Source organism: Thiomicrorhabdus aquaedulcis, from assembly GCF_004001325.1.
In the GTDB taxonomy this organism is placed as follows: Bacteria; Pseudomonadota; Gammaproteobacteria; order Thiomicrospirales; family Thiomicrospiraceae; genus Thiomicrorhabdus; species Thiomicrorhabdus aquaedulcis.
Window position 1 is genome coordinate 1,644,405 of record NZ_AP018722.1, and the last position, 14,335, is coordinate 1,658,739.

Annotated in this window: 12 protein-coding genes and 1 pseudogene; 10 read left to right on the forward strand and 3 right to left on the reverse strand. The window is 45.5% G+C overall.

Annotated elements, in window-relative coordinates:
- Nucleotides 1-25 precede the first annotated feature (25 nt).
- Together EP181_RS07520 and dapF are read right to left on the reverse strand one after the other, a co-directional pair.
- Nucleotides 26-802 (reverse strand): DUF484 family protein, encoded by a 777-nt coding sequence (locus tag EP181_RS07520; RefSeq protein WP_127471091.1) that lies wholly within the window; start codon nucleotides 800-802, stop codon nucleotides 26-28.
- Nucleotides 799-1,629 carry a diaminopimelate epimerase gene (gene dapF / locus EP181_RS07525; protein ID WP_127471092.1) on the reverse strand — a complete coding sequence of 277 codons (831 nt, stop codon included), beginning with the start codon at nucleotides 1,627-1,629 and terminating at the stop codon, nucleotides 799-801. The genes EP181_RS07520 and dapF overlap by 4 nt, the downstream gene beginning before the upstream one ends.
- A 218-nt stretch (nucleotides 1,630-1,847) precedes the next feature.
- Between dapF and hslU the strand changes: the two are divergent.
- The 7 genes and pseudogenes from hslU (at nucleotide 1,848) to EP181_RS07560 (ending at nucleotide 8,056) form a co-directional block, all read left to right on the forward strand.
- Nucleotides 1,848-3,166 (forward strand): annotated as a pseudogene (gene hslU, locus EP181_RS07530) (ATP-dependent protease ATPase subunit HslU).
- Between the two features lie 32 nt (nucleotides 3,167-3,198).
- Nucleotides 3,199-3,579 (forward strand): gamma-butyrobetaine hydroxylase family protein, encoded by a 381-nt coding sequence (locus EP181_RS07535; RefSeq protein WP_127471093.1) that lies wholly within the window; start codon nucleotides 3,199-3,201, stop codon nucleotides 3,577-3,579.
- A 63-nt stretch (nucleotides 3,580-3,642) separates the two neighbouring features.
- Nucleotides 3,643-4,395 (forward strand): bifunctional demethylmenaquinone methyltransferase/2-methoxy-6-polyprenyl-1,4-benzoquinol methylase UbiE, encoded by a 753-nt coding sequence (gene ubiE / locus EP181_RS07540; protein WP_127471094.1) that lies wholly within the window; start codon nucleotides 3,643-3,645, stop codon nucleotides 4,393-4,395.
- A gap of 1 nt (nucleotide 4,396) precedes the next feature.
- Entirely contained in the window at nucleotides 4,397-5,059 is a 663-nt protein-coding gene (locus EP181_RS07545) for a ubiquinone biosynthesis accessory factor UbiJ (protein WP_127471095.1), read from the forward strand.
- Nucleotides 5,059-6,672 (forward strand): ubiquinone biosynthesis regulatory protein kinase UbiB, encoded by a 1,614-nt coding sequence (gene ubiB / locus EP181_RS07550; protein ID WP_127471096.1) that lies wholly within the window; start codon nucleotides 5,059-5,061, stop codon nucleotides 6,670-6,672. Before EP181_RS07545 ends, ubiB begins: the two co-directional genes overlap by 1 nt.
- 34 nt (nucleotides 6,673-6,706) lie before the next feature.
- Nucleotides 6,707-7,387 (forward strand): hypothetical protein, encoded by a 681-nt coding sequence (locus EP181_RS07555; protein ID WP_127471097.1) that lies wholly within the window; start codon nucleotides 6,707-6,709, stop codon nucleotides 7,385-7,387.
- Between the two features lie 96 nt (nucleotides 7,388-7,483).
- Nucleotides 7,484-8,056 (forward strand): thioredoxin family protein, encoded by a 573-nt coding sequence (locus tag EP181_RS07560; RefSeq protein ID WP_172959718.1) that lies wholly within the window; start codon nucleotides 7,484-7,486, stop codon nucleotides 8,054-8,056.
- A gap of 130 nt (nucleotides 8,057-8,186) precedes the next feature.
- On the opposite strand, the gene EP181_RS07565 is transcribed toward EP181_RS07560, so the two are convergent.
- Nucleotides 8,187-11,186 carry a methyl-accepting chemotaxis protein gene (locus tag EP181_RS07565; protein ID WP_127471099.1) on the reverse strand — a complete coding sequence of 1,000 codons (3,000 nt, stop codon included), beginning with the start codon at nucleotides 11,184-11,186 and terminating at the stop codon, nucleotides 8,187-8,189.
- A 551-nt stretch (nucleotides 11,187-11,737) separates the two neighbouring features.
- On the opposite strand from EP181_RS07565, the gene EP181_RS07570 reads away from it, so the two are divergent.
- From EP181_RS07570 to EP181_RS07575, 3 genes are read left to right on the forward strand one after another with little or no spacing between them, the layout of a single operon-like run.
- On the forward strand, nucleotides 11,738-12,943 hold the full coding sequence (locus tag EP181_RS07570) for a cation:proton antiporter (protein WP_197723363.1): 1,206 nt from the start codon (nucleotides 11,738-11,740) through the stop codon (nucleotides 12,941-12,943).
- A 59-nt stretch (nucleotides 12,944-13,002) separates the two neighbouring features.
- Complete coding sequence (locus EP181_RS12050) at nucleotides 13,003-13,371, forward strand: NAD(P)-binding protein (protein ID WP_197723364.1); 369 nt, start codon at nucleotides 13,003-13,005, stop codon at nucleotides 13,369-13,371.
- 9 nt (nucleotides 13,372-13,380) lie between these two features.
- Nucleotides 13,381-14,331 (forward strand): universal stress protein, encoded by a 951-nt coding sequence (locus EP181_RS07575; protein ID WP_172959719.1) that lies wholly within the window; start codon nucleotides 13,381-13,383, stop codon nucleotides 14,329-14,331.
- Nucleotides 14,332-14,335: the final 4 nt, after the last annotated feature.

Consider the following 14,335-nt stretch of genomic DNA (forward strand, 5'->3'; position numbering starts at 1 on the left):
CATAACTAAACGTGGCTAAACATGACTAAGCATGACTAAAAAGATGCCCTAATTTGGCACTGACCAACTCGGCCATCATTTTTAAAAAATAGGTGCCTAAACTGGGATGAAAACGATCGGTTTGACTGCCCAACGCCAACACGCCCCACACTTTGGTGTTACCCAACGGCAATAAGCAGACCGATTGCATCGCCTGTCCTGTGCTAAACAACCCCTTTTGCCACTCTTTTTCAACCAAACCGCAAATGGGATGCTCTGCCTGCAAGGTGGTTTTTAAGGCGCTAACCCAGGTTTGACTTAAACCCAATTGGTTCATGCCTTGCACACTGACCTTAGGCACATCCCAAGACACCAGCGCGATGTGCTCGACCTTAAAAAGCGTTTTCATCTGTTCAATAATGCACTCCACGGCGGCTTGTTCGCTTTGAGTGGCCATCAGGGCTTTGGTAAACTGCTGAACCTTTTGCGACAACTCGGCATTTTCGCCCACAATGTCCAATTGCAAATCCACCGCCACTTGCAAGGCATCACGCTGTTCGCGCAACTGAAACACCTGACGTTCTAACAACGACACCGCCTGACCACTTTTAGGGTGCGGAATGCTCAACTCATCCAACAGATTGGGAAACAGATGAAAAAACGTACGATTTTGGTCTAAATAATTCACCACTTGCTCGGCACTTAAGCGGTGCTTGCCTTCCACATCGTGCCCCAAACGTTCATAGGCAAATATTTCATTGCCGTGTGCGTCGAGCGTTTTGGTCGCCGACTTAGGCGTACCGACATTAAGGTTTAAACTCATAGTTCCATTACCCCTTCAAACACCGTGACAGCGGGCCCGGTCATCCACAAGGGCGACTCGCTTAAACCGCTCCAACGAATCACCAAATCGCCTCCAGGCAAGCTCACGGTAACGGTTTCAGACAACAGCCCACGACTGCGCAATACCGCCACGGCGGCGCACGCGCCCGTACCGCACGCCAAGGTTTCGGCCGCACCGCGTTCGTACACCCGCAGTTTAATATGCTGGGTGTTTAAAATTTGCGCAAACCCCACATTTACTCGCTCGGGAAACCAAGGGTGCGACTCCAACAGTGCGCCCAAATAGGCCACGGGTGCGGCTTCAATATCGTCTACCAGCAACACGGCATGCGGATTACCCATAGACACCGCCCCCAATTCAATCCACTCATCGTCAATGGGCACGCTGTAAATAGGTTGGCGTTCGTCCACCGTAAAAGGCAAGGCGCTGGGGTTAAAATTGGGTTGCCCCATGTTGACCCGCACCAAATCGCCCTCTATGTACAACACAATAATGCCCGAGGCGGTTTCAACGGTAATCTCGGTTTTAGTGGTTAGTTTTTTATCGACCACAAAGCGCGCAAAACAGCGCGCGCCATTGCCACACTGTTGCACTTCTGAACCGTCGGCATTAAAAATGCGGTATTTAAAATCCACCTTAGGCAGACTGGGTTTTTCAACCACCAGCAGTTGGTCAAACCCTACCCCAAATTGGCGGTGTGCCCACTGCTTGACTTTTTCTGGCGTAAATTGCACGGTTTGATTAATGGCGTCGACCACCATAAAATCGTTGCCTAACCCTTGCATTTTGGTAAATTTGAGTTGCATGATGCTCCTTTAATACGCATTACAGTACGGCATGACGGTACAGTTTAAACCGCCCAAAATAATCGCATGAATTTAGCATGCATGCGCTCAATACGCAAACAACACAAACCAATTTGCGGGTGCTTTAGCGCGATTTAGACGCTAAATTTACTTTTAAATCCACTATAATCATTTGTTCATAAAAATTGTTAGGAAACGACCCAAACATGACGACCCGTATGATGACCCCCAAAGAAATTGTCCACAGTTTAGACGCTCACATTATTGGTCAGGCCGATGCCAAACGCGCCGTGGCCATTGCCTTGCGAAATCGCTGGCGTCGAAGCCAATTGGCCGACGATTTACGCCATGAAGTCACCCCAAAAAACATTTTAATGATTGGTCCTACTGGCGTAGGCAAAACCGAAATTGCTCGACGTTTGGCCAAACTTTCCAACGCCCCGTTTTTAAAAATTGAAGCCACTAAATTTACCGAGGTGGGGTATGTGGGGCGCGATGTCGATTCGATTATTCGCGACTTAGTCGAAACCGCCATTAAAATGACCCGTGAACAAGCCACGCAAAAAGTTCAACGCCAAGCCGAAGACCGTGCCGAAGAACGTATTTTAGACATTTTACTGCCGCCCGCGCGCGGTCGCGAAGCCGAAAGCCACGACAACATGGCCGACACCCGCCAAAAGTTTAGAAAACGCCTGCGCGAAGGCAGTTTAGACGACAAAGAAATTGAACTCGATTTAAGCACCGCGCCCGCCCACGTCGAAATTATGGGCGCACCGGGCATGGAAGAGATGACCCAGCAACTGCAAAGTATGTTTGAAGGCTTGGGGCAAGGCAAAAAAGAGAAGCGCAAACTGCCCATTAAAAAGCCCTAAAAGCGCTGATTGAAGAAGAGGCTCAGCGCCTGGTCAACGACGAAGACATTAAAGCGCAAGCCATCGAAAGTGTCGAACAAAACGGCATTGTGTTTATTGATGAAATCGACAAAGTCGCCAAACGCCAAGAAGGCAGTGGCGGCGATGTGTCGCGCGAAGGCGTGCAACGCGATTTACTGCCGCTCATCGAAGGCTGTTCTATCAGCACCAAATACGGCACCATTAAAACCGACCATATTCTTTTTATTGCCTCGGGGGCGTTTCACCTGGTCAAACCGTCCGATTTAATTCCCGAACTGCAAGGCCGCTTGCCCATTCGCGTTGAACTGCAATCGTTACGGGTCGCCGATTTTGTGCGTATTTTAACCGAACCCAAAGCCGCCTTAACCACCCAAGCCATTGCGTTGCTTAAAACCGAAGGGGTCGATTTGAGCTTTACCGATGCGGGCATTCAGCGCCTGGCCGAGATTGCGTTTGATGTAAACGAAGGCACCGAAAACATTGGCGCGCGCCGTTTGCACACCGTACTTGAACGTCTGCTAGAAGAAGTCTCGTTTGACGCCTCTGAAAAACCCGGCACACAGGTTGAAATTACCGCCGAGTTTGTCGAAGAACGTCTGGGCGCTTTAGCCACTAACCAAGACTTGTCGCAGTACATTCTTTAAACATTTTTTAAAAGTTGATTGAGAAAAAAACTATGCCCCACCCCACCGACATCAAATTGCACCAAGCGTCGCGCAAGCTCGAAGTGAGTTTTGACAGCGGTGAAACCTTTGTGTTTACCTGCGAGTTTTTGCGAGTTTATTCACAATCGGCTGAAGTGACTGGGCATGCGCCTGGGCAAGAGGTGTTGCAGGTTGGCAAACACGCCGTCAATATTACCGCCATAACGCCCGTGGGGCATTATGCGGTAAAACTGCATTTTGACGACGGTCACGACACCGGGCTGTACACATGGGAGCGTCTGTACGATTTAGGCGTACACCAAACCGATTATTGGACCGACTATTTACGCCGTTTAATGCGCGCCGGACACGCCCACCCCGATTTGAATGCGTTAAAAATGCAGCACACTTAAAAAGAGCTTCGCCATCGTGCCCACTCTATCCACCTTAGAACCTTAGAACAAAGGCAAAATACCATGAGCAATCCCAAACAAACCATCGATTTTGGCTTTTTAGAAGTGCCGCTGGACGAAAAAGTTAAAAAGGTTAAAGGCGTGTTTGATTCCGTCGCCGGCAACTACGACATTATGAACGACGTGATGTCGATGGGCATTCATCGTTTATGGAAACGCCACACCATTGAACTAAGCGGTATTAGGCCTGGTCAAGTGGTGCTGGATTTGGCGGGCGGCACCGGTGATTTAACCAAAGAATTTGCTAAACGTGTGGGCAAAACCGGTCGCGTGGTGTTGGCCGACATTAACGAAAGCATGGTGCGTGTGGGTCGTGACCGCTTAATTAATCACGGCATTAGCGGCAATGTGGATTACACCATCACCAACGCCGAGGCCTTAGCGTTTCCAGACAACACCTTTGATTTAGCCACCATCGCCTTTGGATTACGCAACGTCACCCACAAAGACAAAGCGCTTAGCGAGCTGTATCGCGTGCTTAAACCCGGCGGTCAATTGATGGTGTTAGAGTTCTCTAAGGTTGAGCAACCTCTGTTAGCCAAAGCCTACGATTTTTATTCGTTTAATATTTTGCCCAAACTGGGCAAATTGATTGCCAACGACGAAGCCAGTTATCAATACTTGGCCGAATCGATTCGCATGCACCCAGATCAAGAAACCCTAAAACAGATGATGCTCACCGCCGGTTTTGATAAAGCCGACTACCTTAATATGAGTGAAGGCATTGTGGCGTTGCACCGTGGTTGGAAGTATTAATATGAGTGCTGCTAACGCCGATCACACTTCACCAGGCCTGGTAAGTTTAGCCACACTCTTACAAACCCTGCTGACCCAAGCGATGCGCTTAAACGACGCGAACGATGCCAACGGCGCGTTGTTTGCATCCCTTGAAGATCACGTAATAGGTGTGCAACTAAAAGAAACCCAACACCCGCTGTATTTTATCTTTACCCACTATGGGGTAAGCGTGCAAACCCAGTTAATAGGCGAGCCCGATGCCATTCTGCACACCGGTTTTATAGACTTATTAAACAACAAACCCATTGAAATTTTGGCCGGCGATGAATTATTAGCCCAGAACTTTATAGACGCACTGCGTGGCATAGAGATTGATTGGGAAGAACAACTTTCACACCTAACCGGTGACTTAGTGGCCTTTAAAGTGGGACAAGGTGTGCGGGCTTTTTTAACGCAGTCAAACACCACACAAGACCACCTAAGAAATCATCTAACAAATCACCTAGGCCAAACGATTAAAGAGTATTTGCACTTTGAGCTTAACGCCCTGCCCACTCAAGCCCAGGTAACGCGTTTTACCCAGAGCAACCAGCAAACCGCCCAAGCGGTAGACGTCTTAAGCGACCGAATTGAACGCCTACTTGAGCGCTTAACCGCACCTAATTTAAAAGAATCCCATTAATGAAATTTATTCACAAATTGTTGCGCATCATCAAAATCAATCGCGTTTTGAGCTATTACCAAATTGATAAAATGGTGCTGAGCGATACCAAATACGCCTGGCTTATTACCCTAAACAAACTATTGCCCTGGAACTGGCGCACCCCATCGCAGGCGCAACGTGGTGAGCGCATTAGGTTGGCGTTAGAAGAGTTAGGGCCTATTTTTATCAAACTCGGGCAAGCACTGTCCACCCGCAAAGACTTACTGCCGCACGACATTTCGCTTGAGCTGGCCAAACTGCAAGACGACTGCCCACCGTTTGACGAAGTGCACTCCAAACAACTCATCGAGACCGGTTTAAAACAAACGGTAGAAGAAGCCTTTGCCTTTTTTGACCCTGTGCCTATGGCATCAGCGTCCATCGCGCAAGTGCACGCTGCCCGCATGCACAGCGGTCTTGACGTAGTGGTTAAGGTGGTGCGTCCCGACATCAAACCCATTATTGAACAAGACGTGTCCATTATGTTTAGCTTAGCGCGTCTATTAGAAGCCGCCGTTAAAATAGCCAAACGCCTGCATCCAGTAGAAGTCGTGGCCGAGTTTGAAAAAACCATCTTAGACGAACTCGACATGATGCGCGAAGCCGCCAATGCCACGCAATTGCGCCGTAATTTTGAAGACTCTGACCTATTGTATGTTCCCGAAATTTTCTGGTCGCACACCTCCGAAAGTGTCATGACCATGGAGCGCATTTACGGCATTCGCATCAGCGAAACCGACAAACTAAAAGAAGCGGGCATTAACCTCACCGACATTTCGGCCAAAGGCGTGGTCATCTTTTTTACCCAAGTGTTTAAGCACAATTTTTTTCACGCTGACATGCACCCGGGTAATATTTTTGTACTGCCCGACGGCCGTTACGCCGCGATTGATTTTGGCATTATGGGCACGCTCACCCCAGACGACCAACGCTATTTGGCCGAGAACTTTTTAGCCTTTTTTAACCGCGACTATTTGCGTGTGTCCGAGCTGCACATCGAATCGGGCTGGGTGCCCAGAGAAACCCGCGTGGACGAATTTGAGTCGGCCATTCGCTCGGTGTGCGAACCTATTTGGGACAGACCATTAAAAGACATTTCGTTTGGCTTGGTGCTGATGCGCTTGTTTCAGACCGCGCGCCGTTTTGGGATGGAGGTGCAACCGCAACTGGTGTTACTGCAAAAAACCTTGCTTAACATTGAAGGCCTTGGCCGCCAGCTGGACGACGAACTCGATCTGTGGGACACCGCAAAACCGTTTTTAGAAAACTGGATGCAAGAACGCGTCGGCCCGAAAGGTTTGGTTAAAAACATCAAAGCCAATCTGCCATTTTGGATAGAACAAGCCCCGCAAATTCCGGGTTTATTGCACGGTACACTCACTAAGTTAGCCCATCAAGGCATTGGGATTCAGTCGGCACAATTAGACGAAATAAAAGCCACACTTGCCCAACAAAATCGCCAACAACGCCAGCGGGCGATTGGTTTAATGCTGATATTACTGGGTTTATTACTGCCCATCGACGCCGACTACGCCAGTACGCTGCAAATTGGTTTATTGCTGGTGGGTGGTTATTTTATTATTAAAAACTAGAGTTAGAACTAGAACCAGCATAAAAGGATTAAACATGGTAAATACATTAACCTGTTTAGCGAACATTGGCCAACGCGCCCTAATGCCCACTCTAATGCCCATTTTACTGGTGGCCATTTTGGGTTTAAGCGCCTGCGCCAGCCCATATCCACTGGGCATGAGCGAAGAGCAGTGGAACGCGTTAAGCACCGATGAACGCAAAACTCTTTTGGTAAAGCAACAAGCCTATCAAGAAGAGCAACGCCTGGCCAAACAGCAAGCCGACGCCAAAGCCCGCGAACTTAGCTTACAACTGGAAATTGCCGAACGCGCTCGCTTAGAAAAGCTGTATCAACAGCCGCAAAACGGCAATGTGATGATGGTCAATGTTTTAGAAGGCCAATACCGTTCTGGCAAACGCCAATTACGCTTAGTAGAAGCGTCGTATCTTATTGCGCGCGGTGAAAGCCAATTCATAGAACTGGTGTTGGAAGACGCTAAACACCGCACCATAACCACCGTAAACGCGTATTTACACTACGATATAAACGGTAATGGCCTTTATTTGGCGTTTGACCGTTACCAAAACGCCCAACGCATTGCCCTGTTGCGCGATGGTCAATGGAACTGTGGCACCACCTATCAAAAAAACTTAATGACCTCGTATCAACAACTGCTCGGCGTGCACTTTTACGTGCAAGAACAAGGGGCGCAATGCCGAGGACATCGGCGTTAGCGATTAGCGCTTACTTTAAAGCGCCTTTATTAACATGTATTAACATGTATTAACATGTATTAACATGTATTAACATGTATTAACATGAGAACCGTTATGAACATCTGCATAAAAAAGCCGTTATCAAACAAACTTGCCACTCCTTTACTGAGCCTGTTTTTGCTCTTTAATGTAGGGCTTTCTGTCACACACACCGCACACGCCGGCGAAATCTTGCCTCTGGCGGTTGACCTTAAAAAAGACGCTCAAACCGCTCAACAACATAATGTGCCCGTGGTGCTGTTTTTTACCGCCACCTGGTGCGGCTATTGCAAAAAACTTGAAGAAAACATTTTAAACCCCCTGTTTGAACACACCGATTTAGAAAACTACGGCGAGTTTAGACAAGTGGTCATGGACAAATCGCATTGGATGATGAAAGACCTAAACGGTCAAGCCATTGAAATGAAAACCTTTGGCCCCGCTATGCACATTAAAGTGGCGCCCACCACGCTGTTTTTAAACGCCAAAGGTGAGCAAATTGCCGAACCCATAATCGGCTTAACGCTAGAAGAGTTTTACCCAGGAAATTTAGAAAAATCGCTCAATCAAGCCCTTAAAGCTTTGGGCAATCCTAAGCAAATCGATTTATACAAAATGGTCAACGACAGCGCCACGAACGTTAAATAAAGCTTTTAGCAGTAGCACTTTAACTCTTTAAACTAATGAACATACTCAACATAGCGTTAGCGTTGTTGAGCATTATTAAGCATTTCTAAATCAGACTTATAAAGACTTTTGATCGTGTGAATGGTCGGCCTTAAGCTGCTGTTTGCTCAATTAATTGACCCAGCAGTTCAACCACTTTGTCACTTTGAGTATCTAGTTCATTAATCCCTTTTTCTAAGGTTTCATAATCGTCAATACTAAAAGCGTCCATAATATTTTTAATTAAACAGTGCATCATTGAGTGTTCTTCACCAAGGGCTTTCATGGCTGGCAGGTGCATAAAGGCTTGGCCATTAGCACCGTAATACCATTTACCTAAGGCACAAGCGGTATGGTCTATGGCATTTTCATAGGTTACGCCAATTTCAGCGCCATCAATAAAGCTACGAATTTTACTCTTCCAACCCAAGTGCGCCTTAACCATCGCGTCAAACTGCTTGGCTAAATCTGACTTCGCAATCAGCTTTTCACGACGACACTGAACCGCTACTTTGGAATGAGTATTAGGCGGGCAACCGACTTTATTAAGTTTAGTGATTAATTCTTCTGGTTTTAGAGGTTTATGAATAATGTCTTTCATGCCGGCGGCATAAATGGTCTTCTCAAAATCAGGACCGTGTCCGGTGTAAGCCAATATGGGTTTTTGGTAACCCATCTTGCGTATGGCATGAGTCGCGTCAATACCGCTCATTCCTGGCATTTCTATGTCCATAAGAATGGCCGCTGGGTTATAGCGTTGGCATTGGGTAATCGCTTCACGTCCATTGGATGCCACTTTAGTGTAATACCCCATTCTGTTCAGCAACATCACCGCTACTTTTTGATTAGAAATATTGTCGTCCACCACCAGCACCAAATACTGGCTTTCGGTCTGCTCTTGAGTAGAGTTTGCCGCAGTTTCACAATCACCCAATTGGAAAGAGCCAACCAGAGCATCCATGCTTTTTGCTACATCCCCTAAATATTCGGCCAAAGAAGCATTTTCTAACACCAAGGTCGAGTTTTCACTGGCCGACTGCTCAAGACTGATAATGGATTGATTAACCTCATGAATCTGCTCGGCTTGTTGGTGCGCATTGTGCGAAATGTGACGAATATTGACGGTCATATCAGTCACTTGAGAAATAATGGCTTGCAAGGATGCACCCGTAGCCTCAACTTTCTGAGTACCTTGTGCAATTTTTTCGGCGGTCATTCCAATTAAACCATTAATTTCGCGTGCCGCATCAGCAGATTTTTGTGCCAAATTACGCACTTCACCAGCCACTACCGCAAATCCTCGACCATGTTCACCGGCTCTGGCGGCTTCAACGGCCGCATTAAGCGCCAATAAATTGGTTTGAAAAGCGATACTGTCAATTAAGGTAACAATACCGGTAATTTTTTGGCTAACCTCGGCAATCTCACTCATGGCAGAAATGGCTTCTTGCATGTTGCGATTACTGGCCTGCACTCCCGCTTCGGTTTGTATGGCGAGTTGATTAGAAACCTTAGCTTGCTCGGTCGTTTCAGTGACTTTTTGGGTTAGTAAATTCATCGATACAGCGGTTTTTTGCAGTTCATCTGCCTGATTTTTAATTGAATTTGATAAAATTACATTACTTTCAGACACATGCTCTGCCGAGTGCGCAACTTCCTTGGCTTGATTATTAAAACCACAAAAAGAAGTTCTTAACGACTCTATGCCAGCGCCTAAGCTTTTAATGGTCCAACCGTATTGTCCAAAATGCTGACTTTGCGCTTTAAGCGTTAGATTTTTAGCCGGTAACCCACCAATTAATATAGAAATATCACTCAGCGTTTTTTGCAGATTGCTCATGAGCGCGTTAATGTCTGTGCATAGATCGTGATAAAACCCAGTCAGTGAAGACGCGTCTACACGCGAATGCAGCTTGCCCTGACTGGCGTTAGTCACAAGATTTTTAATGCTTTGCTGCACAAACAATTCTTGAAAAATATCTTGCCATTCAATGGCTACACCCAACGACTTACCATGGCTGTCAAAAATGGGTGACATGGACAATTGCACTTCGGCTGAATAAAAATTAAATTTAAAGATTTTGGGCTCTTTTAAATCTAAACAAGCCATTAAAATATTGGCATCATTTCTAAACAAACAGCCTATGTTTTTACCGGTTAGTTTGTTTAAGTTAAAGTCAGAAACCTCTTTTTGAATAATCGCTTCTATGGGTTTTAAAAATTCCACTAGCGATTGATTCATAAACACAATGGTGCCATTTTGATCAGAAAGCATAATGTAGGTTTTTAAATCATCCATACCCGATTTCATGCGTTGCGAAAAACGTGCTTCAGTATCAATTAGATTTTGTTGAGCGCCCAAACGTATTTGCATGGTTTTTAAACGGCGGTTCATGGTGCCGGCTGTATTAGCACCGTGAGTATTGATGCGGCCATTTAATTGCCCATTGGTTAACTCATCCACCGCTTTTATGGCATCTTGAATACGGTTTAAATAGTAAATAACATGCATTGCGGATAAAAGCGTTAATACAACAACCGCAATGTTTAAGAACTCGTAATTAATATCAAAGAAAAAAGACAAAATTTCATTCAATATGGCAATTAACGTGGCTGGAATAATGGTAATCAAAGGCGGCCAATGCGCCAGTGGGTTTAGGCGTTGATAGAGCGAGTCTGGCACCCCGTTATGCAATTTTACTTTTCCGGCTTTAATCGCCGCATAAGCCGCCTCGGCCTCTTTAATTTGTTCGCGCGTTGCCTGAACTCTAACGCTGATATATCCGGTAATTTTGTCATTTTCAATAATGGGCGTCGCATTAGCTTCAACCCAATAAAAACCACCGTGTTTGCGTCGATTCTTAACAATTTGATTCCACGGACGACCACTTTCAATGGTGCCCCAAAAATCTGCAAACACTTGTTCTGGCACATCAGGATGACGTAATATGTTATGCGGCTCACCCAGTAACTCTTCCAACTCAAAACCGCTGGATGTTACAAAAGCTTCATTAGCGTAGATAATAGAACCCTGTAAATCGGTTTTGGAAACCAGCATTTGGCCTTCTGGAATGATGTATTCATCATTTATAACTGGCTGATTATTTCGCATAACGTATCCTTATTTTTCTTAAAAAGATTAAAACTTTTGCACGAATTTGGATCTATATAACAATAAAAAATTACCTTATGGTACAACGAAAACCCGCAAAACGTTAGCCATTTTTACACCCTAAACAGGTAACTATGCCGCCAATTTATTCGTACTAAAAACTTTGTAAACACTATGGCAAAATTAACACCAATTTACCGAGGTTTTCATGCGTTTGATTACGAATAACTTCATACACTCATTTACTTATGCAAAGGTCTAAAGATGTCTAAAGAAGCTTAATACGATTTAAGGCTGCTTTAAACTATGGTTTAATAAAACCTATTAGAGACCTTTGCACGAGAGGGGTACGAGAAAAAAATGAGGAAAAATTTACCTGATTGAGGCGGGAAACGCAGTGAATAGCTGGCTATTCACAAGTTTTCCAACGAAAAGCAGAGAAATTTTAACCATTTTTGGCCGTACATCCACTCGTGCAAAGGTCTCTATTAATAAAGTTGTTCACTAAAACTGTTAATAAAACTGTTAATAAATCCAAAAAAGGAAACCGTATGTTTGAAAGCGCATTTTTAGAGCTCAGCATGTTGTTAACGGTTTCAGCTGTCGTTGGTTTTATTGCAGTACAACTTAAACAACCTCTTATTGTTGCCTTTATTGCCGTGGGAATTATTGCCGGACCAGCCGTTTTGGGTATGGTATCGCTTAACGAGCAAATTGATTTATTGGCGCATTTAGGCATAGCCATTTTATTGTTTGTGGTGGGGTTAAAACTGGATTTGCACATTATTCGCACCATGGGTGTGGTGGCGTTATTTACCGGGCTAGGCCAAGTTATATTTACCTCTGTTATTGGTTATTTAATTGCCTTGGCGTTGGGAATGTCACCCATTGGAGCCTTGTATGTCGCGGTAGCATTAACTTTTTCAAGCACCATCATCATCGTTAAACTTTTATCAGACAAACGTGAACTCGATGCGCTGCACGGGCGTATTGCTATTGGTTTTTTAATTGTGCAAGACATAGTTGTAGTGCTGGCCATGATTGGTTTAACCGCGCTGGGTCAAGCACAAGAAACCACCAGTTTGGGGTTTGAGGCTTTAATGGTGCTGTTAAAAGGTATTTTAATGCTCATCGTGGTAGCACTGTTAATGCGCTACGTTATACCAGGCCTGCTCAAACGCCTGGCGCATTCACCCGAGTTGTTAATCTTATTTGCCATTGCCTGGGCGGTATTGGGCGCATCGCTTGGTGATATGCTGGGCTTTAGTAAAGAAGTGGGCGCATTTTTAGCCGGGATTTCGTTGGCTTCAACCCACTATCGTGAATTAATTGGCGCCAGATTGGTCAGTTTGCGTGATTTTTTACTGTTATTTTTCTTTATTAGCTTGGGCGCAAGCCTAGAGATGGATACATTAGGCGCACAAGTCTGGCCAGCACTTATTTTATCGGTATTTGTATTAATTGGTAACCCATTGATTGTAATGGCTATTATGGGGTACATGGGCTATCGTAAGCGCACTGGGTTTTTAGCCGGATTAACCGTGGCGCAAATTTCTGAATTTTCACTTATTCTGGCGGCTCTAGGCTTTAACTTGGGTCACATTGACCAAGAAACCGTTGGCTTAATTACCCTGGTAGGCTTAATTACCATTTCGGCCTCTACCTACATGATTTTGTACTCACACCCGTTATACGAAAAGCTTTCACCCTTCTTAGGCCTTTTGAACGCAAAATACCCCAGCGCGAAATTGCCCTAGACCAAGACCAACCTGCCCAGCCTACTGACATTATTTTATTTGGTTTAGGACGTTTTGGCATGGTTATGGCAAAAGATTTACAAAAACAAGGTAAAACTGTGCTTGCGGTCGATTTTAACCCCGAACTGGTGCAAGAAACTGCCGAGCATGGCGTTCCCACGCGATACGGCGATGCCGAAGACCCCGAGTTTATTGCCAGTTTGCCATTACACGAAGCCCGTTGGGTAGTAGGAACCATGCGTGACCGCCAAATTAGTTTAGCCTTGTTTAAGTCGCTTAAAGAAGACCATTATCGTGGCAAAATCGCCTTAGCCGCCACACATCAAGAGGATGCCGATTATTTTAAAAAGATGGGCGTAGACATGGTTTTAATCCCTTACCACGATGCAGCAGTGGAAGCCGTAAACCGTTTGATAACACAAAACTAAGGAACCATGATGAACTTTAAACACATCTTATTCATGTCGCAAAACATCCCAAACGATCAAGCGTTGTTTGACTGGATTCTTAGGCTCGCTCAACAACATAATGCCCACCTTACGGTGTTAAGCGTACTGCCCGAGCTGACAGCCAATTTAACCGATTGGATAAAAAACTACTTGCCCGGCGATATTATCGCGCAACAAACCCAAAACGCTTTATCGGCTATGCACCCTTGGGCTATGCAAGCCAATCAAGTGGGAGTGCACTTAAGCACCCAAGTTGAATTTGGAAAACCTTTTTACAAAGCCATTCAAACTGTCTTAAAAACCAACGTCGACTTGATGATAAAGCAAACCGATCAAATTGAATCATCTTTAAGCCATTATGTGTTTGGTAGTCAAGACCTGCATTTATTGCGCAAATGCCCCTGCCCCGTACTGTTGCATAAACAAGGCACTAGCTTACCTTTTGAGCGTGTTATGGCCAGTATAGACGTGGACATTGATGCTGAAAACCTTGCGCCAAACCATCTTAATGAATCTATTTTAAGTTTAGCGTTGGCCATGGCAGAACACGATGATTCGGCCTTATCCGTTGTACACGCATGGCAAGCAGAAGCCGAAAATCTAATGCGTTACTGGAACAGCGACCTGTCGGATGTTGATGTATTACGTTTTACCGAAAGCGTCCATCAGCAACATGCCTGGGCGCTCGACCATGAAATAGCCGCGTATCGAGCACGCAAACCTAATTTAAATGTCATGCTGCCTAAAGGTCGTGCAGAACAGGTGATTCCACAAATAGCCCAAGACCAAAACATTGACTTAATTGTGATGGGAACCCTTGGACGCAGTGGTTTACCAGGCCTGGTCATTGGCAATACCGCCGAAACGATTTTGGAGCAAATTCAATGCTCGGTCTTGGCCGTAAAACCTTCTGGGTTTGTTTCACCTATTACCGTTTAACCAA

What these genes read in the sequence shown, in the direction of transcription:
- EP181_RS07565 (WP_127471099.1), bottom strand. Translation starts at nt 11,186, where the DNA reads ATGCGAAATAATCAGCCAGTTATAAATGATGAATACATCATTCCAGAA.
- ubiB (WP_127471096.1), top strand. Translation starts at nt 5,059, where the DNA reads ATGAAATTTATTCACAAATTGTTGCGCATCATCAAAATCAATCGCGTT.
- EP181_RS07555 (WP_127471097.1), top strand. Translation starts at nt 6,707, where the DNA reads ATGGTAAATACATTAACCTGTTTAGCGAACATTGGCCAACGCGCCCTA.
- EP181_RS12050 (WP_197723364.1), top strand. Translation starts at nt 13,003, where the DNA reads ATGGTTATGGCAAAAGATTTACAAAAACAAGGTAAAACTGTGCTTGCG.
- EP181_RS07520 (WP_127471091.1), bottom strand. Translation starts at nt 802, where the DNA reads ATGAGTTTAAACCTTAATGTCGGTACGCCTAAGTCGGCGACCAAAACG.
- EP181_RS07535 (WP_127471093.1), top strand. Translation starts at nt 3,199, where the DNA reads ATGCCCCACCCCACCGACATCAAATTGCACCAAGCGTCGCGCAAGCTC.
- EP181_RS07575 (WP_172959719.1), top strand. Translation starts at nt 13,381, where the DNA reads ATGAACTTTAAACACATCTTATTCATGTCGCAAAACATCCCAAACGAT.
- dapF (WP_127471092.1), bottom strand. Translation starts at nt 1,629, where the DNA reads ATGCAACTCAAATTTACCAAAATGCAAGGGTTAGGCAACGATTTTATG.
- EP181_RS07570 (WP_197723363.1), top strand. Translation starts at nt 11,738, where the DNA reads ATGTTTGAAAGCGCATTTTTAGAGCTCAGCATGTTGTTAACGGTTTCA.
- EP181_RS07560 (WP_172959718.1), top strand. Translation starts at nt 7,484, where the DNA reads ATGAACATCTGCATAAAAAAGCCGTTATCAAACAAACTTGCCACTCCT.
- ubiE (WP_127471094.1), top strand. Translation starts at nt 3,643, where the DNA reads ATGAGCAATCCCAAACAAACCATCGATTTTGGCTTTTTAGAAGTGCCG.
- EP181_RS07545 (WP_127471095.1), top strand. Translation starts at nt 4,397, where the DNA reads ATGAGTGCTGCTAACGCCGATCACACTTCACCAGGCCTGGTAAGTTTA.